Source organism: Robertmurraya sp. DFI.2.37, from assembly GCF_029211245.1.
Taxonomy (GTDB): Bacteria; Bacillota; Bacilli; order Bacillales; family Cytobacillaceae; genus Robertmurraya; species Robertmurraya methanolica_A.
This window is the reverse complement of the sequence record NZ_JARGEJ010000037.1, coordinates 19,603-42,200: the sequence shown is the minus strand read 5'-3', so window position 1 is coordinate 42,200 and position 22,598 is coordinate 19,603. Positions and strand designations below refer to the sequence as shown.

23 protein-coding genes are annotated in these 22,598 nt (G+C 41.6%); all 23 read right to left on the bottom strand.

Going from position 1 to position 22,598, the window contains the following annotated elements; translation table 11 throughout:
• Positions 1-11: 11 nt before the first annotated feature.
• Entirely contained in the window at positions 12-683 is a 672-nt protein-coding gene (locus PZE06_RS17570) for a helix-turn-helix transcriptional regulator (RefSeq protein ID WP_150949057.1), read from the bottom strand.
• A 90-nt stretch (positions 684-773) separates the two neighbouring features.
• Complete coding sequence (locus tag PZE06_RS17565) at positions 774-1,973, bottom strand: phage major capsid protein (RefSeq protein ID WP_150949060.1); 1,200 nt, start codon at positions 1,971-1,973, stop codon at positions 774-776.
• A gap of 11 nt (positions 1,974-1,984) precedes the next feature.
• Entirely contained in the window at positions 1,985-2,665 is a 681-nt protein-coding gene (locus PZE06_RS17560; RefSeq protein WP_150949061.1) for a head maturation protease, ClpP-related, read from the bottom strand.
• Positions 2,662-3,924 carry a phage portal protein gene (locus PZE06_RS17555; protein WP_483314071.1) on the bottom strand — a complete coding sequence of 421 codons (1,263 nt, stop codon included), beginning with the start codon at positions 3,922-3,924 and terminating at the stop codon, positions 2,662-2,664. Before PZE06_RS17555 ends, PZE06_RS17560 begins: the two co-directional genes overlap by 4 nt.
• A gap of 12 nt (positions 3,925-3,936) precedes the next feature.
• The gene (locus PZE06_RS17550; protein ID WP_068557093.1) at positions 3,937-5,535 is read right to left on the bottom strand and encodes a terminase large subunit; all 1,599 of its coding nucleotides are present in this window, start codon (positions 5,533-5,535) and stop codon (positions 3,937-3,939) included.
• A 65-nt stretch (positions 5,536-5,600) separates the two neighbouring features.
• The gene (locus tag PZE06_RS17545; RefSeq protein ID WP_150949067.1) at positions 5,601-5,786 is read right to left on the bottom strand and encodes a DUF5049 domain-containing protein; all 186 of its coding nucleotides are present in this window, start codon (positions 5,784-5,786) and stop codon (positions 5,601-5,603) included.
• Positions 5,783-6,232 (bottom strand): gamma-glutamylcyclotransferase family protein, encoded by a 450-nt coding sequence (locus tag PZE06_RS17540; RefSeq protein WP_044036447.1) that lies wholly within the window; start codon positions 6,230-6,232, stop codon positions 5,783-5,785. Before PZE06_RS17540 ends, PZE06_RS17545 begins: the two co-directional genes overlap by 4 nt.
• A gap of 37 nt (positions 6,233-6,269) precedes the next feature.
• Positions 6,270-7,169, bottom strand: coding sequence for an amidoligase family protein (locus PZE06_RS17535; protein WP_097033515.1), 900 nt, complete (start codon positions 7,167-7,169; stop codon positions 6,270-6,272).
• A 135-nt stretch (positions 7,170-7,304) separates the two neighbouring features.
• The gene (locus tag PZE06_RS17530) at positions 7,305-7,532 is read right to left on the bottom strand and encodes a DUF4314 domain-containing protein (protein WP_009052894.1); all 228 of its coding nucleotides are present in this window, start codon (positions 7,530-7,532) and stop codon (positions 7,305-7,307) included.
• Positions 7,532-8,317 carry a virulence protein gene (locus PZE06_RS17525; RefSeq protein ID WP_097033514.1) on the bottom strand — a complete coding sequence of 262 codons (786 nt, stop codon included), beginning with the start codon at positions 8,315-8,317 and terminating at the stop codon, positions 7,532-7,534. Before PZE06_RS17525 ends, PZE06_RS17530 begins: the two co-directional genes overlap by 1 nt.
• 100 nt (positions 8,318-8,417) lie before the next feature.
• Positions 8,418-10,577 (bottom strand): DNA cytosine methyltransferase, encoded by a 2,160-nt coding sequence (locus tag PZE06_RS17520; RefSeq protein WP_097033513.1) that lies wholly within the window; start codon positions 10,575-10,577, stop codon positions 8,418-8,420.
• Positions 10,570-11,811: a site-specific DNA-methyltransferase gene (locus tag PZE06_RS17515; RefSeq protein WP_150949070.1), complete on the bottom strand. Its 1,242-nt coding sequence runs from the start codon at positions 11,809-11,811 to the stop codon at positions 10,570-10,572. Before PZE06_RS17515 ends, PZE06_RS17520 begins: the two co-directional genes overlap by 8 nt.
• Positions 11,786-12,967 (bottom strand): methionine adenosyltransferase, encoded by a 1,182-nt coding sequence (metK, locus tag PZE06_RS17510; protein ID WP_150949073.1) that lies wholly within the window; start codon positions 12,965-12,967, stop codon positions 11,786-11,788. The genes PZE06_RS17515 and metK overlap by 26 nt, the downstream gene beginning before the upstream one ends.
• 17 nt (positions 12,968-12,984) lie before the next feature.
• Entirely contained in the window at positions 12,985-13,536 is a 552-nt protein-coding gene (locus tag PZE06_RS17505; RefSeq protein WP_021400959.1) for a P27 family phage terminase small subunit, read from the bottom strand.
• 113 nt (positions 13,537-13,649) lie between these two features.
• On the bottom strand, positions 13,650-14,009 hold the full coding sequence (locus tag PZE06_RS17500; protein WP_024400906.1) for an HNH endonuclease: 360 nt from the start codon (positions 14,007-14,009) through the stop codon (positions 13,650-13,652).
• 119 nt (positions 14,010-14,128) lie between these two features.
• On the bottom strand, positions 14,129-14,587 hold the full coding sequence (locus PZE06_RS17495) for an ArpU family phage packaging/lysis transcriptional regulator (RefSeq protein WP_009052901.1): 459 nt from the start codon (positions 14,585-14,587) through the stop codon (positions 14,129-14,131).
• 4 nt (positions 14,588-14,591) lie between these two features.
• The gene (locus tag PZE06_RS17490) at positions 14,592-15,941 is read right to left on the bottom strand and encodes an SNF2-related protein (RefSeq protein ID WP_150949075.1); all 1,350 of its coding nucleotides are present in this window, start codon (positions 15,939-15,941) and stop codon (positions 14,592-14,594) included.
• A complete protein-coding gene (locus PZE06_RS17485) occupies positions 15,922-16,203 on the bottom strand; it encodes a VRR-NUC domain-containing protein (protein WP_150949078.1) in 282 nt (93 codons plus the stop codon). Before PZE06_RS17485 ends, PZE06_RS17490 begins: the two co-directional genes overlap by 20 nt.
• Positions 16,204-16,460: 257 nt before the next feature.
• Positions 16,461-18,806 (bottom strand): virulence-associated E family protein, encoded by a 2,346-nt coding sequence (locus tag PZE06_RS17480; protein WP_150949081.1) that lies wholly within the window; start codon positions 18,804-18,806, stop codon positions 16,461-16,463.
• Positions 18,803-19,222 carry a DUF7768 domain-containing protein gene (locus PZE06_RS17475; RefSeq protein ID WP_033860811.1) on the bottom strand — a complete coding sequence of 140 codons (420 nt, stop codon included), beginning with the start codon at positions 19,220-19,222 and terminating at the stop codon, positions 18,803-18,805. Before PZE06_RS17475 ends, PZE06_RS17480 begins: the two co-directional genes overlap by 4 nt.
• Positions 19,223-19,225: 3 nt before the next feature.
• Positions 19,226-20,017 (bottom strand): phage antirepressor, encoded by a 792-nt coding sequence (locus PZE06_RS17470; RefSeq protein ID WP_150949084.1) that lies wholly within the window; start codon positions 20,015-20,017, stop codon positions 19,226-19,228.
• A gap of 86 nt (positions 20,018-20,103) precedes the next feature.
• On the bottom strand, positions 20,104-22,038 hold the full coding sequence (locus PZE06_RS17465; protein WP_150949086.1) for a DNA polymerase: 1,935 nt from the start codon (positions 22,036-22,038) through the stop codon (positions 20,104-20,106).
• Entirely contained in the window at positions 22,035-22,595 is a 561-nt protein-coding gene (locus PZE06_RS17460; RefSeq protein WP_033860816.1) for a DUF2815 family protein, read from the bottom strand. The genes PZE06_RS17465 and PZE06_RS17460 overlap by 4 nt, the downstream gene beginning before the upstream one ends.
• Positions 22,596-22,598: the final 3 nt, after the last annotated feature.

Genomic DNA, 22,598 nt, shown 5'->3' with positions numbered 1-22,598 from the left:
ACCTCCAATTATTAATTAGTTTCTTCTTCAAGATGATACTCGTTTTGCGTCCTTATTTTGTTCAAGTAGTTATAAATCGTAAACTTCGAAACTCCAAGTACACTCGCTAAATATTCGGTAGAGCCTTTTATTAAAAAAGCACCCTTTTCCTCTAACAAGCGAACACATTCAATTTTTTCATCCAAAGTAAGTTGTGTATGCGCTTTCTTGAAGTTTGTTAAAACTTGATGAACCATATCATGGATGACGTCCTGCACAGTAGTGTGGAAATTCTCGGACTTATCATCGTCTACATTAAAGGAGAGAAACTCCTCCAGTTCTCCAACGTTAACCATCACTTGCGAAATGTCATAGTTAATGCAAAGTGCTCCGATCACCCTTTTTTGTGCATCACGTAAAAATACGGTTGCCGATTTTAATAATGTTCCATTACGGGCCTGTGTTTTGTAATTAGGAATATCTTCAATCTCCACCGGGTTTTTCCTCAGCTCGGTTAGAACAAGATCAGTAATAGGGGAACCAATCTTTCTATTCGTGACATTCCCCGCTATATAGATTAAAGATTTTTTTAAATCCTTAAAATCATGGACAACAACCTCACAGCGCTGACCAAACATTTTTACAAGCATATCCGCTGTCCGTTTTGCCAAATCGAATACATGAGCGTTGTTATCTTTTTCCATACATGTCACATCCTTTTGCAATCGTTTACATATAAAGTTAAAAAAATATATTCCTAGAATAGTATCTTGCCATATCATTTACACCTCCCATTAAGCCTTCTGCTGAAGAACTTTGATGGCTTCAGGTAAGATAAGCTTTCCATCTAAACGCTGGCTCGCAAGGAAACCAACCTGCCCTGTGGTTGCAAAAAGCTCGTTTAAACGTTTGAAAGAACGTCCCTGTCTATCGGCAATCCAATAATATCCGAAATCACCGAAGGCAATAGTTTTAGCTCCAGCTTCAATAGTAGGAGCATAAGCTGAAGTATAAACCGGACGATTTAATAAAGTATCTGGAGTACCTGCTGTTAAAGAAGGCTGCCACAGATATTGACCTTGACCGTCTTTCAGCTTACGGATTGCCTTTACTGTTGCATCATTCATCAGGAATACCGCGTTCTTTCTATATGGCGCTTTTAATGAGTAAACAAGATCGATAATCTCATCTGCAGTAATAGCAGTTGCAGACCCTGCTGTCACTCCAAGCTGTGCTCCGCCTGTTGCGTTGAAAATACCAGTAGGTTTTCCATCTCCGTCTCCAACTAAAAAAGCTTCTTCTTCCTTAGCACCGATTCTACGGGCAAATTCAGTGGAGATATAATTCTCCAGATCAAATACACTGTCATTGAGAAGTTCATCAGAAACTTTAATCATTGTACCCAGCTTGTAAGCACCAATAGATGTCTGACCGAATACAGAATCACTCTCATCAAACTCCTCACCTTCGTCAAGCCAAGCAGCTGTGCCTTTGGTCACCACAACCGGGATTTTACGATCACCACTTGAAGTTTGAATAATCTTTGCAAGTTTACGGAACACATTCTCTTCCTCAAGGGTTTGAATCAAGGTACGCTCAAATTCATCAGGAACAAGGTATCCTCCCTCAGAATCAGTGCCTACAGATAAAGCGTTTAGCACATCATGACGAGGGTTTTTGCTACGCATTACGTTCCAGAATGCTTTCCTATATTCATCACTGGCTCTTCCGGTCTTTGTATCCATCCCTGGAACAGCTGGCTTTCCAGTAAGAGGCATATTTACTGGCTTATTAAGCTCTGCTTCAAGAGCCTCTTGACGTTCCAATCTTGCTATTTCCTTACCGAGATTAATAATGTCTTCTTCCATTTTGTCATAGGTTGCTGCATCTTCTGCGGATACAAGCCCATCACTACCACGCTTTGAATCAAGAAATGCCTTTGCTGCTTCCCATGCTTTTGCGCGTTTTTCACGCAGTTCAAGAATTTTACTCATTTTTATTCCTCCTAATATTTCAATAAATTAAGCCGCTCATAAAGCGGCTCTACTGACTGTTTTACAACTGGTTTTTGAAGTTTATTCATTAGTGAATTGGTCACTGCTCTTCTGCTGAATACAAAGCTGTCTTGTAGTGAACTCTCTCCTGGTTTGAACATAATGTCATCTGCAAAACCAAGCTCAACTGCCTTATTGGCGTTTAGCCAGGTTTCAGCATCCATCAGGTGCGACAACCTTGTTCTAGATAAGCCGGTTTTAAGCTCATATGCATTGATGATGCTCTCTTTCACTTCATCAAGCATTTGGATTGCTTTTTGCATCTCCTCACTATCGCCAATAGCTATGGTAAAGGGATTATGGATCATCATCAGTGAGGTAGGAGACATTAAGACTTCCGTCCCTGCCATAGCGATGACAGAAGCAGCTGATGCAGCAATACCGTCAATCTTTACAGTGACGTTCCCTTTATAATCCATCAGCATGTTGTATATCTGAGATGCTGCAATACAATCACCACCAGGAGAGTTGATCCAAACTACTATGTCACCTTCACCGCTCATTAGCTCTTCTCTAAAAGCAGCTGGAGTAACATCATCCTCAAACCAACTCTCCTCGGCAATTGCACCGTTTAGATAGAGAGTTCGTGTCGCTGTATCTGTGTCGCGAACCCAATTCCAAAATTTCTTCATTCAGAATTTCCCTCCAATCCTTCTTTGTTTGCGAAAATACCCGCATCTTCAAGTTTGGTCATATTGCCATTGATTAGATATAAATCTCCTCCAAGCTCTGGTGGGATTCGATCAAGGTTCTCAAGCTCCCTAATATCATTGGCACTCATCCAGCCGTTCTGTCTCGCGGTTGCATACCCATTCATTCGAGAAACATAATCACCTCGAAGCAGTCCATCTACATTGAACTTGGCAAAATAAAGTTTCTTTTCATCTGGCCTTAAAAGTGCTCGGCTGATGGTCTGCTCCCAACGAATCACCCAAGGATCTAATGTGTATTTCACAAACTCCAGTGACTGTTGCTCAATATTAGAAAAGCTCGATTTTTCCAAGTCTCCTACCATATGTGGAGGTACGCGGAAAATTCGAGCGATTTCATTAATCTGAAATTTTCTTGTTTCTAAGAACTGAGCTTGTTCTGGTGAGATACCAATAGGCTGATACTTCATTCCTTCTTCAAGCACCGCTACACGATGAGAGTTACTGCTTCCCTGATAGGCTGCATTCCAACTATCCCGTACTTTTTGAGGGTCTTTAATGGTACCTGGATGCTCAAGTACCCCTCCTGGAGCAGCTCCGTTAGCAAAGAATTTAGCTCCATATTCCTCACAAGCAATTGCCATACCTATAGCATTCTTAGCCATTGCAATCGGCGAATAGCCCACTAGTCCATCAAAGCCTAAGCCAGGTATATGAAATACATCACTTGGTCTAAGTGTGACAGTCACTCCATTCATCGTAGGTGCTTCATCAGAATACTTAGTATAAGTATAATAAAGAGCGCCACTGGAATCCCGATCCACCGACATTCGATTAGGCATTAACGGATATAGTGCTATGACTTCGCCTTTGCCATTTCGAATAATTTGTGCATAGGCATTACCCCATAATAAAAGATGAGTCATTAACGTTTCTCGGAAAACGAAAGAACTCATCTCTGGATTCGGCTCATCATGTAATAAAAAATACAGTGGATGAGAAAGTGCTTTCTCCTTACCACCGCTATCAGTGTATTTATATAGGTGTAGGGGGAGCCCTGCCACAGCCTCTGCAAGTATTCTTACGCATGAATAGACCGCTGTCATTTGCATTGCTGTATGTTCGTTTACAGGCTTACCGCTGGTTGTTCCACCAAAAAAGAAGCTGTAATTGCTTCCTGTGGTTCGATTTTGCGGCTTATCACGTGCTTTGAAAATATTAGAAAACAATCCCATCTGCATCACTCTCCTTTGCTACAAAATAAGAAGCCCTCGACCGTCATAAACAGAGTTACCTGTTCCACCTTTGCGGATTGCTCGGTCAAGAGCCATAATGGTAGCGACTGCTCCATCTATTCTTTCAGTTGATTTTTCTTTATCCGGCTTGATATTCCCAGCAGGATCAGTACGTATAAAGATGTTATCCATCATCCATCGCAAAACCGGATGTCCACCATGGGCCAGTTTCTCCTCTAAGGTAAGCTTCATTAATTCCTTTGTAGGTGGACTCATATCTTTAAAACCTTGACCGAAAGGAACTACTGTAAACCCAAGGTTCTCTAAGTTTTGTGTCATCTGTACAGCTCCCCACCGGTCAAAAGCAATTTCTCGAATGTTGTACTTTAAGCCCAGCTCTTCGATAAAGTTTTCGATGTAACCATAATGCACCACGTTTCCTTCAGTGGTGTGTAAGAACCCCTGCTTCTCCCATACGTCATAGGGAACATGATCACGCTTTACCCTTTGGTCCATGTTATCTTCTGGAATCCAGAAAAAAGGGAGGATGATATATTTATCTCCCTCATACTCAGGAGGGAATACAAGAACAAATGCTGTTATATCGGTTGTAGAGGATAAGTCCAAACCACCATAACACACACGCCCTGTAAGACTTTCTGGGTTTACAGTAAAAGCACATTTATCCCACTTTTCCATAGGCATCCAACGTATCGACTGTTTAACCCATTGATTCAAACGAAGCTGCCTGAATAGGTTCTCTTCGGCTGGGTTTTGCTTTGCGCTTTCACAAGCAATCTGTATCTTTTCAATGTCCACTGTAATACCCAGAGAGGGGTTGGCTTTCGCCCATACCTTTGGATCTGTCCAGTCATCATCTTCGTCAGCACCGTAAATGACAGGATAGAATGTAGGGTCAACCTTTCGCCCTTCCAGGATATCTTTGGCCTTTTGATGCACCTCGTAGCAAATGGAATGGGTGTCATTCCCAGCAGTTGTGATTAAGAAATACAGTGGTTGTTTTCTGGCATCACCGGAACCATGAGTCATGACATCGAAAAGCTGTCTATTTGGCTGAGCATGAAGTTCGTCAAATACCACACCATGCACATTTAGTCCATGCTTGGTATATGCCTCTGCAGATAAAACTTGATAGAAACTACCTAGAGGTTTATAAACAAGTCGTTTTTGCGATAGTACCGGTTTAATTCTTGCTTTCAGAGCTGGGCATTGTTCTACCATATCAACTGCTACATCAAAAACAATGGAAGCTTGCTGTCTGTCAGATGCACATCCATATACTTCACCACCATGCTCAAAATCACCACAAGTAAGGAGCAAGGCAACCGCTGCTGCAAGTTCAGATTTTCCTTGCTTTTTAGCAATTTCTATATAGGCAGTATTAAATTGACGGTAGCCATTCGGCTTTATAATCCCAAACACATCGCGGATAATCTGTTCCTGCCAGTCTATAAGTTCAAATGGCTGCCCATACCATTCTCCCTTCGTATGTTTTAAGCAATTAATAAAAGACACCGCAATGTCTGCAGCGTCCTTATCATATACCGAACCATCTGCCTTAAAGATGGTCGGCTTATATTTTTTTAGTTTACGTATGGCCGCCACCTCCTTATGGCTACGAAAAAAGGAACCCCGCAGAGTTCCTTCAAAATTTGTTTAGGTTATTCTGTTTTCGCTTCCCCTGTCAAAATGAAATGGACATATTCTCCTTTGTTCTTTTCAAGGTAATCTACTAGCTCCGTATAACCTGCTCTTAAAGCAATACTTGTCACAACCGGAAGATCAAACATATTCGTTTCACCTGTTTCTCGAATGGCAAGTATTTGTTTTTTTATGGTTTGGTTCATTCATTATCCTCCTCAAAAGAATCCGCTACCGCCTTACGCAGAATCTCTACATCAAAACCTGCACTTTTATAGCCATCTAGAATGGTGCTGTAATAATAACAGCTTGGCTGGCCTAATGGCCTTCCTTCATTCATGATGTAGACCATAGCCTGCACAGTTTTACCATTCAATCTCACTTTAATGGTTTCTTTACGATATAAAAATGGCCATCCTTCATAGCGGTCAAGAGCCGCTTCATCTGCCGGTGTGATATCCCAGACTAACACTGGAACGCTTTCGCCTTTGAAAGGCTCTATGGTTGCCACTGCTCCCGCATGTGATCCTCTAAAAAGCAGACGATAACCTTTTATTTTACTTGCTCCAACTACCTTGGCTGTGGGGCATCTGTTTGCCATTTGCTCCAGATTAAGATTAGAACCATAGGCAAGATATAGTTTGTTACTCATTGTTTTCCTCCTTCCTAGCTTAGGACCTTAGGGCAGCTCAGGCCGCCCGAAACCGCCAAGCTGCAGAACCTGAAAGTGCTGCTGTTAAATGCTCTCTGCAGTTTTTGAACTCTTCTCCTATAAACCCAATACGGTTTAGGTAGGTTCTCATGGCAAACTTTTCATTTTCTACTTGAGGCTTCTTCGCAGAGGCAAATTTTTGCGTTAAAGCTTGGTTGTTTAAAGCTAAGGCAAGAACAATGTAGCTTCTTATCTTTCCTGCATGAAGTTCGCTATTGAATCCTCTAAGTTCAACTGTATGGTTTCCGGTAAAAAAGCTGTGAAGGTTGAGGAAATGGTAGCGGCTGTTGTGATAATGAGTGCTTCTACTCTCGCTGTAGCCCTCGTACCAAATGTCCTCAATTTGTCTCATGGTTTTAGGCTTTTTGTGGTTCATCTTCTCAACCAAAATGCTGTCCATCTTTTTGCAGTAGCGCATTCGCTCCGGTGCAATCTGAAGTGCTTTATAAAATAAGTCATTTTTACTTGCAATGATATTTATAAAGTTTCGAATACTTCGCGGGGTATGTTCAGCACCGTCTAGATGAATGTGAATGCCGCAAGATGTATTTGTAAAGGCTCCAGCTTTGCGAAGCTTTCTTACTAGCTCCTGCAAAGTTTCAATGTCCTCCCGGTAAGTTAGGATTGGGCTAACTAGCTCAACGCTATAATCTCTACCTGCAGCTACTTTTCTTCTACCTTCTTTTCTTTGACAGTGAATGCTCCCATCATACATAAATCTCCAAACTCTACCATCTGGAGTTTTTACCTTCTTAGTGTCGTAGTAAGTCCCGCCTTCACTATAAGTACCTTGCAAAAACTCTGCAGCAACTCTGGCTGCCCTTTCCCTTGTAATCCCTGTAAATTCAATCTCGATTCCGAATTTTGCACTTAACATCGTATCTCGCTCCTTTTAAAGTGTGTTTGTCCTTTCGGCATGTACATATATCACTCTAAAAGGCTTATATAGCAAGACAATTCTGCAATATAAATCTACATATTTACTGCCATATTGGTCTTAAAATGTGTATGTTTACTCTTCGATTTTCCTGCATAAATCCTCTCCAAAGACCACTCCAAGGGAACTGCCTGAATCCCAACTGACGTGGATGGTTCCCATGTCATCAACACTAGTAACCGTACCTTTAGTTCCAGGCTGAAGTTTGGTATAAGGGTCATTCATTTTAAGTAGCATGACACGAGTTCCCGGAGTGTAATAACTTCTAAGTTGCTTTAGCATTTCTGGGTGAATGATATTCATTATTCACTCACCTCCTCATGCTTGGGACTTCCGCTTTTGAAGGCAGAGCTACCCGACAGTTTGGAGAGGAGAATTTTTCGTTCTGATTTGTATTCTGGCCCGATAAAACCAAGTCTTAGAAGGAAACAACGGAAAGCGTACTTTTCATTCTCCACTGATTTCTCGGTCGAGTTGACGCGGGTCTGCTTCTTTGCCATTTCGCAAAGTGCTGTTACAAAGTGGGTATAAGCCTTAACCTCCTCTGCGGAGCACTCACTTTGGAACCAGGGGAAGGTTACAAATTCCTCATTTACGATAATGGGAATAGAGTCAGTATCAAGTGCTTTCTTTATAAGGGTTTCTTTGCTTTCTACCAATCCTTTTAGGTTATCAAGTGCGATTTCGGTAAAACCCTCCCTCGGCATTTGAATAATCAATCTAACATCTTCGATTTCATCTGGCTCGGCGTATACGGGAGATTCTTCGTAATCATTATATGGGCTTACCCTTCCACCAAGAGCCGCTTCATAGGGAATTTGAATATTTTCAGGAACAAGCTCTGCTTTTGGAAGTGGTGTGTCATATTCTTCCGTAGCTGCCTTGAAGTCATGAAAGCTTAATAGAGCATCAACCAGTTCAGAATTATCTGGTCCTCTGACTACTCCATTTTTGTCAATATTGTAGTCTGCCACCTCATATGCAAATGTAGGTGCTCCAAGATATCTTACAGGAGCATTCAGTTTTTGGCTGATTGCGTTGACTAACTCTTTTCTTTTTGCTCCTGTGACATTATAGTTTATCTGCATTTTTATACCGCCTTTCTATTTTCGGTACATACATATATCACTCTAAAGGCTGTTAATATCAAGTCATTTAGGGCATCTTTCTGTAGAAAATACTGTTCCATTAATCGGCGGTATTCCGTGCAGATAACACAATGCCAGTCAGCACAAAACAGACGCATGGAAGTGCTACACCATTACCCCACATTTTGTACTCAGCTGAATCGGAATGGGGGTTGTTAAGCCATTTAATAATTTGCTTTCTTGTTTTCGGCTTGCTACTCTTACCCATGATTTTGCGATGGGTTTCCCAAACCTCCGTCCAGAATGAGATTTCATCTTCTGTAGGATTTTCTGTACCAAGATCATCGCACCAATTATCGGGAAAACCTTGCAATCTTGCACATTCCGTTGGTGTGAGCCTTCGAACAATATAGTCCGGCTCAACCAATCCGTTTTGATAGCCTGGATTGGTGCCATTGATAATCGTATTTGATGTGCCGTCCTGTCTGTAGCATTGACTTTCAGCTTTCATCTGAGGATAAAACGAAGCTGAGTGTGCCACTGCTCCAGGGCCTTTTGCTGTGAGCGTAGGTTGCTGTTCTTCATCTATAGAAGGTTTATACAGAGCGTTCTGTCCTTGATTAAAAGCCGCCCTATCAATACCGTAAGAAGGCTGAGTCACTACAGGAGCATCCTTATAATCTCTCGACAATAACGTTGGTGCTTTATCTTCTTCAACCTGTGCATAGGCTCCGGTAGTCATGGCATAGGCAACAGCATGGCGATCAGCGGTATTAAGCGTAAAAGAAACCTCTTCATCTATACCGCTTCCTTTGGGACCATTTTTATCCTCTCTTCCAATCATCGAGCCTTGCAGAGCAACTACTGCAATACCACCTTGATTACATCCTGGATTTCCTCCATTAGCATCAATGGTTCGAGAAGTATCTGCTTCATATATACCGCTATGTGGATTGCTTGACTGCATGGAATTGCTTTTATCAGAACAGATGCCATATGCGGTAGGCACAAAAACAGTCTGATCATTATTGCATCCAAGAGTTGCAGACTTATCATCTTGTATCAATGCACCCTTACCACCGCCTTCACAGCCAGAGCGGATTTTTAATGTTTTAGGTGTATTCATAATAAGAGGTACATTCCCACCGCCAGTTCCCATACGAGAGGTTAGCGTCTGTACTTTATTATCCTCCGAGAGTTTCACACGGCTATCAGTTGGATGGTTTTCAATGACAACAGCTGTTTGATTATCTCCCATGTTTGCACGAAGTGATCCACTTAAGTTTTCGTCAGTATGGCCACCAACTCGAGAAGCAGCACCCGGTTCAAAGGACATGACTGCACCTGGGACAACACCTGCTCTAAGTGTAGGGGAACGTTCTTCCTCATATCCTACACTTCTGCTCTTGGCACTGTGTTCAGTACAAAATCCGCTTGACTGCATTACGCAAGGCTGATGTCCATGTTCCTCTGCTCGAAGTGTTGCTGTAATATCCTTCGAAACAGACATCACTCTTCCGCCTTGGTCATTTAGGCAAGTTATGCTATCGCCTGTTTTTCCAGAGCGGTTTTTAGCATTTCCGGCAGTTCTTTGCCACGGGCTGCCGCTCGGCGTAAAATTCCTTGGCATGCCTTCGGACTCAAATAGTATTTCTCCGGCACATCTGTCTGCAAAATCTGCGACAAGGTAGATTCTACGACGACGCTGGGGGACTCCGAAATATTGCGCATCGATAGTTCGGTAAGCCACACTCCATCCGTCTCCCATATAGATGTCAGCGTATGGCCATCGACCTTTTTCAGGTAAAGGCACCGAGGTGTTCGGCTCTTTGACGCTGATGACCGTTTCGAGGACTGCCTTGAAGTCTTCCCCTTTATTTGATGAGAATGCACCGGGGACATTTTCCCAGACTGCGTACCTTGGATATTGTCCATTGGTCTTACACCTCATTTCCTTGATAATTCGGATTGCTTCATAAAAAAGGACGGATTGCTCTCCGTCCAGACCAGCTCTTTTACCCGCCACACTCATATCCGTGCAGGGAGAGCCAAAGGTTATGATATCTACAGGCGGAAGCTCCGCGCCATTTAATTTGTTTATATCCCCATAATGCTTCATCTGAGGGATACGTTTAGTCGTAACCCGTATAGGAAACGGCTCAATTTCAGATGCCCATAAAGGTTCGATGCTGCAAAGCAAACCACCTAGAGGAAAACCTCCGCTCCCATCAAAAAGGGAACCAAGTGTCAATTTACTCATCTGCATTCACCTCCGGTAGGTCACAATATCTGAATTTCGAACCATCTCTTAAAAGAAACACACCATCAGAATTTCCCACTTGCTCAATATACCTTTTTACAATGACATCACAGTACTTTTCATCCAGTTCAATGGTGTAGCAGATTCTATTTGTCTGCTCACAGGCAATCAGTGTACTTCCTGAACCGCCGAAAGGATCGAGCACAATACAGTTACTAAGGCTTGAGTTCATAATGGGATATGCCACAAGTGCCACTGGTTTCATGGTTGGATGGTCGCCATTTTTCTTTGGTTTCTCAAACTCCCAGATGGTGGTCTGCTTGCGGTCTGAATACCAGAGATGCTTGCCTTTCTTTTTCCACCCAAAGAGAATAGGTTCATGCTGCCACTGATAAGGGGAGCGACCGAGAACAAGGGACTGCTTTTTCCAAATGCAAGTGCCAGAAAGATAAAATCCAGCATCAGAGAATGCTCTTCTAAAATTGAGTCCTTCGGTATCAGCATGGAACACATAAATAGAAGCGTCCTTTGCCATTACCGCTTCGGTATTTTGAAATGTCGCAAGCAGAAAATCATAGAACGCTTCGTTAGCCATGTTGTCATTTTTGATTTTTCCAGCAGTGCCTTCATAGTTAACATTATATGGAGGGTCCGTAACTACCAAATTAGCAGTTTTCCCATCCATCAAGACATCAAAGGTGTCTTTCTTTGTACTGTCTCCGCAGACTAATCGATGCTGTCCAAGTAGCCAAATATCCCCTAAATGCGAAACAGCGGGCTTTTTCAGCTCGCTGTCTACATCGAAATCATCTTCTTTTATATTATCCTTAAGGGAATCCTTGAAAAGATCGTCTAATTCTTCTGGGTCAAAACCTGTGAGAGATACATCAAAGTCTGAAGCATTAAGGTCTGTAATGAGAAGTGCTAATTTGTCTTTATCCCAATCTCCGCTTATTTTATTTAGTGCAATGTTCAGCGCCTTCTCCTTTTGCTCATCCATTTCAACAACTACGCATTCTATCTCATCCATGCCCATACTCAGCAGGATTTTCAAACGCTGATGACCTCCGATGACTCTGCCTGTGGTCTTATTCCATATTACGGGTTCTACATATCCAAACTCCTCAAGGGAGCGTTTAAGTTTCTCATATTCCGGATCACCCGGTTTTAAATCCTTCCTTGGGTTATATTCAGCGGGGATGAGTTGTTTAGTTTTTATCTTCTCTATCAACATACTTTTCCACCGCCTTTCTAAATTCACTATAGTTATTTACATCTTCCCACGGAAACAGACAACTATTAAAGTGACCATAAACTGCTGTATCAGAATAAATCACATTCCTTAGACGCAACTTCTCAATGATTGCCGCAGGTCTTAAGTTGAAAACCTCCTGTGCAGCAAGAGTTAATATTTCGTCAGAAACAATACCCGTGCCAAGGGTATTTACAGAAAAGGCTACAGGATTTGCCTTACCAATGGCATAGGAAATAGCCACTTCACATTTCTCAGCAAAATCACACCACATGATATGTTTAGCAATATACCGAGCCATATAAGCACCGCTTCGGTCAACTTTTGTGGGATCTTTCCCGCATAGTGCTCCGCCACCATGTGATGCAAGTCCGCCATAAGTGTCCACCATGATCTTTCTTCCAGTTAAACCTGTATCTGCAGCAGGTCCACCTAATACAAACTGGCCAGATGGATTGATAAGAATTTCTGTTTCATCATCAAAAGGAAAATCCTCAAAACACTGCCATAACACATTATTTAAAATATCGGATTTTAGCTCTTCCTGAGTTTTATTCTTTTTATGCTGAACTGACACTACAATGGTTTTAACTCTCACTGGAACATCATCATCATACTCAATCGTTACCTGTGCTTTTCCATCGGGAAGGATACCTTTAATCAGCTTACCTTTTCTTGCCTCATCTAGTCTCTTTACAATTCGATGAGATAAGACAAGGGGAAGAGGAAGCATTTCTCTAGTTTCTTTAGTGGCATAGCCATACATAGTCCCTTGATCACCAGCACCGATAGAACAATATTGTTCGTTTATACCATTTCGTGCTTCTAGTGCAGTATTCACCCCAGATGCAATATCAGAACTCTGATTGTGTACATATACATAAATTAAAAATTTCAAAGGTTTATAACCTAGTTCTTTTAGCACATTCTTAACAATGCTTCTGATATCAATTTTCTCGCTGCAGGAGATCTCGCCCGCCACGATAATTTTCCCTTTAGTAGCCATAACCTCACACGCTACGCGTGACGCTTTATCTCTTCTAAAGCATTCATCCAAAATATTATCAGCAATAATATCGCACAGTTTATCAGGATGTCCTGCACATACACTTTCTGCTGTTAAATATCTCTTACTCATCTCACATCTCCTTATCATTATTTACCTCTACGGGCAGTCAACAGTCGTTCCATTACATCATCCTGTGGATTTGCACCGGAATACTCTGTCGCACAGTTTTCACGAACGATCTGATATATTTCCATCCAGAGTCTGTTGGTTTGGCTCATAAAATTATGGCTCATGGAAACGTATGGACTTTGGATAGCGTTGCCAGTAGTTGGATGTTTAGCAAGAAAACCAAACTCACTTATTGCTTCCTCACACTGTATCCACCTAGCAGCACTCATGGCATATCTTTCTAATAGCTGTGGTAGAACTAGATGTGCACACCCTCGCTCCTCAAGCCATTTCCACGTAAGCTCATAAATTTCGCTAGCTACTAAGGTTTTACCATCCTTTTGTACTGCTGAAAGCATAGCCCTTGGCTGTGGCATCTCCTGCCCTTGAAGTTCTGCGGTATTTTTAAATTCAATAACTTCCAGTTTTCTTTTTCCGGGATTTCCCTCAGCAATTTTATCTATAAGTGCTTTCTTTTTCTGGCCAGATCCAATACGGGCACCACCTCGATTTGTACCATCTTTGGCCATTAACTCACCTCATTTCTTATTAAGGGGGTATTACCCCGTTTGAAACTGCGACTTTTTGCACGAAGCCCCACGCCCGTTGACCGTTTAAAAAGCTGTAGAGATTTGACTCCCCCCTACCGGGATGGCCAACGGTCTCCATCTCTTGCTGTGATAGCTGAGTGACAAGGAGTACAAAGAGCCATTAGGTTGCTTTCATCGTGTGTCCCACCTCGTGCCAAGGGGAGGATATGATGCACTTCAGTTGCTGGTGTCAGCTTTCCTTGTCTTTTACACTCTTCACATAGTGGATGGACTGCAATGTAACGGTCACGTATTCTTTTCCATGCACGACCGTAACGCTTCCTCGTTTCAGGATCTCTCTGATATTTTTCATAACGAGAAGCTTCCTTTTTGGCATGCTCCGGACAAAAACGTCCATCTGTCAGTTCCGGACAACCAGGAGAAGAACATGGTCGTTTTGGTTTCTTTGGCATTTCGTACCTCCTTTGGACATGCAAAAAGCCCCCGCGGTATTTCCACGAAGGCTCTCTACAATTTTTCACAATACCATTGTATTATGGATTTCTAATAAAATCATCCATGATATTACTCATTACTTTCCATAGAGTAGTAGCGCAAGATGCTGAAGCGCTCGATTCTTTTTGTTGTATGCAGAAGAACGTTCAATATTAAAGTGATCACAAATGTTATACACTGCATCAATCTGCTTTTGTTCATCATCCAAATAAAACTCCTTTAACACATACTGCTCATCTTCTGTTAAAGCATCCCATGCCGGTTGAAACCAGTCCATGTATTCCAGTGCTTGACGATAACGTTCTTTCAATACATCAATTTCATTGATGCAGGCAATGAGCCTTTTCTCTCCAGCTTTTGGATCATGGGTCGATGGCATGCCATTGATAACTGGGGAAGCTGGGGAACTCATTTCTTCGTTGAGGGTTGCAATGTCCTCATCGGTATGTTCTATGATGTACTTCATACTGCTGTAATCTTTTAGGGCGTTAATTGCCGCTGCTCTTTTATCTAAATATTGCCAGACAATGTTCATTTTATCAGACCTCCTTTAGTGTAGCTTTAACCGCATCTATCAGTGCGGATTGAGTATTGTTTTTATCATTTAGGGCTTTCATTACACGTTCATCAATGGTGCCTTTGGAAATCAAGTGATGAATCACTACCGTTTCTTTTTGTCCTTGCCGCCAAAGACGGGCGTTGGTTTGCTGATAAAGCTCTAGGCTCCAAGTTAGACCAAACCATACAAGAGTTGAACCTCCAGCTTGCAAGTTCAGTCCATGGCCTGCTGATGCTGGATGGATAGCTGCAATAGAGATTTCTCCATCATTCCACCTCTTAATAGAATCGCTAGTGGATAACACCTCAACCTCAAAGCGCTTTTGTATTCGAGATAAATCATGCTTAAACCAATAAGCAATTAGAACTGGCTTGCCATTAGCAGCTTCGATTAAGTCTTCCAGTGCATCCAGCTTACGGTCATGTATATAAAGTACTGTACCTTGATCATCATAGACTGCTCCGTTGGCCATCTGTAAGAGTTTCCCCGAAAGAGCTGCTGCATTGGCTGCAGTAATTTCCTCGCCTTTAACCGTTGCAATTAAATCACGCTTCATAACGTCAAGGATTTTCATTTCTTTTTCAGATAGCTTTACATCTACTTCGTTTATAACCAGCTCAGGCAGCTTCAGGTAGTCTGTCCCTTTCATGCTAATAGTGATGTCAGATATTAGCCTATAAATTGCTTCTTCTGCTCCCGGTTTTGGCTTGTAGGAGAAGATCACTTGTTGATTACGTTTATCTGGTACAAAGTAATCCTCTCGATATCTGCCAATAAACCTGCCTAATCGCTGCCCCATATCTAATAAGCGATACTGTGCCCACAAATCCATCAATCCATTGGAGGATGGGGTTCCAGTAAGTCCTACTATCCTATTTACCTTTGGCCTAACTCTCATTAAGCTTTTAAATCTCTTGGCTTGATGAGATTTAAAAGAGGACAGCTCATCAATTACCACCATATCAAAATCAAAGGGAATTCCACTTCTTGAAATTAGCCATTCCACATTTTCTCGATTGATAATGTAGACTTGAGCTCTTTTCATAAGGGCTGTTTTTCTCTGAACCTCCGAACCAACTGCTACGGTGTATTTAAGCCCCTTTAGGTGATCCCACTTTTCAATCTCTGCAGGCCATGTATCTCTCGCTACTCGAAGTGGTGCAATAACCAGAACCTTACGAACGAGAAAACTATCCAGTGTTAAATCAAAGATAGCAGTTAAGGTTATGACACTCTTACCTAATCCCATATCTAAGAGCACTGCTGCTATAGGATGATTGAGGATATACTCAGTGGCATAAACCTGATATTCATGAGGCTTGTATTTCACGAAGTATCCCTCCAATCTGTTCTATATGATCCAGGCAGAACACCAAAAAACCAAGTGCTTCTAACTGTCTTTTTCGCTTTTCCTGTAGAGGCCTTAAGGTTTTACCTGGTGCTTTTACCTCAACAAAGGCGATTTTTCTACCCGGTAAAAGAATCAATCTGTCTGGCATTCCATCAAAACCTGGTGATACAATTTTCAGTGCAATACCACCTATATCTTTCACTTCTTTTACCAGTTGCTGTTCAATCTTTTTTTCTCTCATATATCCTCCATGTTCCCTAAATCCAAAAAGTCTCTATACGCGCGTATATACGCGTCTGCATGCGATTTCTTATTTATATCTTTATAATTATTTTTAATAATAACTTTTGGAACAATGGAACAGAGGTTATAAAGTAGCCTACTTTACAAGGGGCTGCCGCCTGTTCCGATGAGGTGTACCAAATGACCATTTTTGTTTCACCGGAACAGGTAAAATTTGTTCCAGAGAAAAAATTGTTCCATGTGTTCCAAACTAAATTACTCTTTGGGAACATAAACCCATTGTGGTCCATAAAGCGGGATTCGTTCTTTTTTCACGAGACCTGTCCAGCCTCCGATACTTGCCATAATCGCCGATATTTCATTACCATCCACCCTTCGCAGGTTGGCTCGATCCTTTCCAAAGCACTCACACCAAATTTCCATATTAGAAACCGATTTTCGTTTCCAAACACCAACCCTCTTGCTTTCACCAAACTCAGTTCCATTGATATAGGCTCGGCGTTCATATAAATCCATGGTGTCCCAATCCTCAGGTAAAAGCATATCAAGGTACTCTCTAACCAAACCTTCTCGCTCATCGGATTCCATAGCTTCTCGCTGTTCTTCTTTTGCAAGTTTCTCAAGACTGGCATCAAGGTACAATTTCTCTCCAGCCTTAACGAAGGTAAGAGCTTCAGCCCATATCTGCAGAATTTCATCCTGCTCTAACTGCCATGACTTTTTTGTACCATTTCCCGGAGTCTTTACCGGCCAGAAACGACGGTTTCCTGTGGTATCCCGCAAATAGCCTTTTTCAGCATTAGTGGTACCAAAAAAGACACATTGTCTTAAGTGAGGAGTAGCTCTCTTGCCAAAGCTGGCTCGATAAATATCATTCTGGCGAGATAGGAAGCTTCTAAGTGTTTCCACTTCAGCTTTTTTCAGTCCAGCCAGTTCTCCAATTTCTAAAATCCAGTAACCCTGTAACTTTTCTGCGGCGGTCTTATCCTTGGTATCTGATAAGCTCAAACTATCAGAAAACCAGTCTCCACCTAACTTGGCTATAAGAGTACTTTTTCCAACTCCCTGCGGGCCATTTAAGACCAACATGGAATCAAACTTGATGCCTGGAGTCAGTACACGAGAGATAGCCGCACATAAAGTTTTTCTTGTCACAGCCCGAACATATGGGTTATCTGATGCACCTAGATAATCGATTAGCAAGGTATCTACTCTAGGTACCTTATCCCATTCAGGGAGTGCATCAATAAACTCACGAATCGGATGATAAGACCTGTCGTCAGCGACCTTCGCTACCGCTACATCATAGTTTCTTGCAGAGAAGGTCCCGTAGTGGGTGTCAATGTAGCTGATTAGCTGGGCATCATCTGCATCTCTCCAGAACTTTGATGGATGTGGCCAAGGAACCTCACCTTTAATTTCAAGGCTGTCTGAAAGCTGATTAAACACAATGCTTTTCAGGTTTGGATCATTTTCAAGTATCAAAATCAAATTTCTAAGGGTATTTTTAACTGTTCCTGTCTTATCAAGTTCCAGCTGCTTTTCCCAATCTTCATCAATAAACTCTTTTTCAGCCTGAGCCTTTCGTTCTTCTGCAAACTGCTCTTTTACCCGTTCATCCTCTAAAGCCAAATCTGTCATAGCTCTAAACGAAGGTAGTTTACTTGGCGGTATATTTTCTGCGACCTTTTCATCTAAGTCCCGAAACTTATGCACTCGGACCAAATCAAAAGCGTTTAGCAGCATTCCACATGCTGGATCGGTGGCATGATGGCTATATGCAAATTTACCGTCATAGATTACCAAGCCCGCTGAAGAATCTGCTGGAATATAATCAAATCTTCCATTCATAGTACTAGGTTCATATACATCAGGTAGAAATTCTTCGATGGCTTCTTCAATGGTATAGGCTCTGCAAAATGCTCCTATAACCCCTTCTTTAATTAATGGATCTGCTTGTTTAGTAATTTTCCTTTGCACGACCTCAGATTGTCGACTTGAGACTGGCCACATGGAAGTATCCCGCCAATCTACATATTTTGAAAGATAGATATCTGGGTCCAATAGTTCACCGTCTTTCTCTTTAAACACAAATTCTCCATCTGACGGTGTAGATGGCCAATACATGAGTCTTGAAGGTTCATAAGTGGTGTCATCGAATAAATCAATCCCAATCTCCTTTGCAACCATCCGACCAAGGGCTGGGTATTCATCCTCTGTTACTTCTCTTTTAAGTGGAATAATAAGTCTTAATCGCGGTGCATCTGATGTATGTTTATGTGTAGAATAGATGCAGCATTTGAAATCATGTAACGCTTCAATTTGCTCCCAAACCCCTGGTTTGGCATAATCCATATCTAAAGTCAGAAGGGAACGGGAGAGGACATAACCATTTCTGCGTTTTCCTTCACGAAGGGCTCCTCCCACAAATCCACCCACATCTTTTATTGAGTCCTGCTGAGCGCGACTCATTTTTCGGAACTCAGATACAGTTTCTGTTGTTCGTATGGTAGATTTAACTCGTGAGATAAAGTCCTCCCATGTGATATCTTTGTTCTTCCACTTTTTATCCATTCGGCTGTTACCAACCGCTATCTTCATAGCTTCTGCACCTCCTCGCAGTTTTCAGAAAAATACCGGATAGGTATACGATGCTTCGATGCTTTGTTTATTTCTGCTTGCATCCCTTTTGAGATATAGCGACCAAATACCCACAGCTCATCGCACTTTCTAAGCCATATCATGCCAAAGTATAGTCCTAGTTTTCTTTGTTCAGGATCGCCATCATCTAGCACTTGAGGGTATAGCAGATGAGGAGCAAAAGGTATGGTTCCTTGCTCCACTGCAAACTTCAGGTATTCTCTAGCTTTATTCAGATTTTTTTCTATGTCTCCAGCAAAAGGAGAACAAATAAAAACGCAAGGTTTATAGTTTTTTGCCTTTTCTTCACGCATGATATTTTCCAAGGCTTCTGCTGCAGTTGGATCTGGATAGCCTTCAGCGTTATATCTATCCATAAGTTACATCTCCTCGATTTCGGACTCTTGTTCAATCAATGGTAAAATGCCATGATCCTTAAGAAGCTCATAAATGAACAAGCGTCCTTTCTGAGTCCAGTAAGTATGAACCTTTGAATGCATCGTCCCATCATTTCCAAGATAAGTATGGGTTTTTGTCGTCGTATATCCATGTTGAGCGTACTTTTGATATAGAAGCCAAATCTTCCCTTGACGGAATTGAACACCTAAATTATGCAGATACTCATTAAACCAGCGCCCTGATTTTCCATAGTCCTTGGCTATTGTTGTAATAGACACCGCATCCTTACAGTTGAGTACCACATCGTAATAACTTGCTTTAGGTTTCATTTCTGCAATTTGCTGTTCTTGAATGCTAATGGTAGTAGTTAACTCAACATTTTTAGCTCTTTCCGCTTTAAGCTCCTGTAGTGCCTGAATCAAAAAGTCTGGATTAGCAAGTAACTCATCTGTAGCATAAAGTCCATGCCTTCTGATTGAAGGAAGCACCTCATGGGTTACCCAGCGCTTGAACTTTTTAGCTTCTGGCTTACGTGAAACCAATATCACGCTATAAAGACCACTTTCATTGATAATAGATACTTCCTGTTTTCCTCCAGGGGTGTCGATAATATCGACTCCCTTTTCATCACTGTCCAAACGAGCCATAACATCACGACTGTTTCCAATGTCTAGTACCGAACATACATCTTTTAGAACCCACCAAGGATTTCCATCCTTCATTACTGTTCTTACTGTGTTGCCTTCATAGTTGAATATAGTTAATTTGTTCATATTGAACCTCCTGCTTATAGTAGTAGAGCAATAAAACATGCCCTCAGCTATAAGCAAAAAATGAGGAGGTTTCGAACCCCCTCAAATTAATCCTTTTTATAGAAATTGCATTCGTATCCATCTGCACGAAGTAAAAGTCCTTGAGCCCAAGTTGGTGTCTGATTCATTAGAGTACATATATCAGTAACGGTTACTTCTAAAGGGACTTCTAAAACTACCTCATCATGGACATGCATTACAATATCAAAACCTTTTTCATTCAATCTTCTCATGGCATAGCAAAGAATATCTCTTGAAATAGCTTGCACAATATTCTCGACAAACTTGGGACCATAACTTTCAATGCGCTCCCATTTCTTTGTGGCACCAACTCCTTCATAAGTCACTGCTTCACTGCCAAAGCTGTTAATACCCATTCTTGGTTTAACATAAGTAAGTTGTCTGCCAGAAGGAAGCCATATTAATAGCATCCCGCTACGATACTCAAAACGGATACGATGAGTTTCAGTTCTGCACCTTTCTGTTACAGCTTCTTTGACAGCACGATCAACATCCCACCAAAGTCGTACAATATTAGGATTTGCATTTCGCCATGCGTAGACCAAAGGTTTTAACTCTTCTTCGGTAAGACCCATATCAAGTGCACCCATTGCTTTTAATGCACCTACAGAACCACCATAACCTAAGGCCAGCTCCGCAATTTTTCCTTTTTGTCTTAGAGGACTGCCTTTTGTGACTTCTTCTAAGGGGACTTTAAACATCTGGGAAGCAGATGCTTCATAAATCTTTCCATGAGTAGCAAACACTTCGTTTCTCCATGTCTCGCCTGCAAGCCAAGCAATAACTCTAGCCTCTATTGCACTAAAGTCAGCAACGATAAACTTATATCCTTTCTTTGGCACAAAAGCGGTTCGAATTAATTCAGACAAAACTCCCGGAATAGAGTCATACAATATTTCCAAGGCATCAAAATGGCCACCTCTAACCAAGCGACGTGCCTGTTCCAGATCCGACAAATGGTTCTGAGGGAGATTTTGAACTTGTATAAGCCTTCCTGCAAATCTACCGGTTCGATTAGCACCGTAGAATTGTAGTAGTCCCCGAGCTCTTCCGTCAGTGCATACAGCATTTTCCATAGCGGTGTATTTCTTTACACTGGATTTAGCTAGTAACTGTCTCAGTTCCAGTACTTCACTCAGATTATCTGGAGCTTCCTTTAATAGCGCCTTAACTGATGCCTTATCAAGACTATCTGTTTCCAGACCATTTTCTGATAGCCAGGATTTCATTTGAACAACTGAATTAGGATTATCAAGATCAGTTAGTTCTTTTAGTCTGCTTGTTAGCTCTTCTCTTACTTTTTCATCACATTGAATCGCTTTTTTTACCAATTCCAAATCCAACTGAATACCTCGATCATTGATTTGCTGATCTAGAATATAGTTATTCCATTCCTCTTCAGGCATAGGAAATTTTTGAAGCTTTTCCTGTATAGAAAGTTCAACTTCAACGTCTCGTAGATTATATGCTTTGAAGCTATTCCACTTCTCTGGAGCATGTTCAGGTAGATTTCGTGTACGACCACCATTAGTTACTGTTGGTTTGCATGGAACTGAAAAATATCGAATGAGCTCTTTACCTTTTGTTAGCTTTTTCTTGTCTGCTCCTGTTACGATTGCTGCTCCTTCCAAAGATAAAGGAAGCCCAAGGTACGCAGACCAAACCATTGTGCAACGCCAAGAATCAGGTGCAAGGTGTATACCAAAGTACTTCGATAAGCAAATCCGCTCAAACTGCGCATTAAACGCCCATTTGGTAACATTATTATCTAGAATCGCTTGCTGTATTTCTTTAGGTATTTTTTCGCCACAAGCGAAATCTACTACTTGAACCGGCCCAGCATCCACACTGTAACCGAAAAGTAAAATCTCAAAATCCGGTGCTTCAGCGTAACGATAGACCCCGCTTTTGGCGAGGTCTACGCTGCTAAATGTTTCTATATCTATACTGAGGGTTCTCATGATAAAAAGTCATCATCCACATCAGTGGCAAAATCATCAGCTGCATTAGTTCTGCCACCCAAAGGTTCACCATCACGGATTTTTTGAATATTTCCAAGTCCACAGGCTATACCTTTGTTTCCATTGGAGTTAAAGGCGTAGAAGTTGATACTCACTCTTGCATAGACACCAGAGTATACTTCAGAACGATCAATGATTGGATTGACGTTTCTATCTACAATTTGTGGAGCGGTATTGCTATTTGCATTGATAAAATAGCTATTTGCATAAGCTTCATCATCTGGACGATCAATATCTCCATCACGTAGAGGAAGCTTTAACGCCGCTTTATTTGGAATCTTACCACCGAATTTACCTTTACCTTCTTCTATTGCAGCATTCACCGCTTCATTGATAGCACTTAAGGTTTTAGTATCACTCTTAGGAATAATCAGACTTACACTGTATTTTTCAGCACCGCCATTGATAGATTTCGGTTCCCACACATTGGCATAAGAAAGTCTGACAACTCCTGTAACTACTTTTGTTGGATTTGTTCTTTTTGCTGTTTTTGACATAAT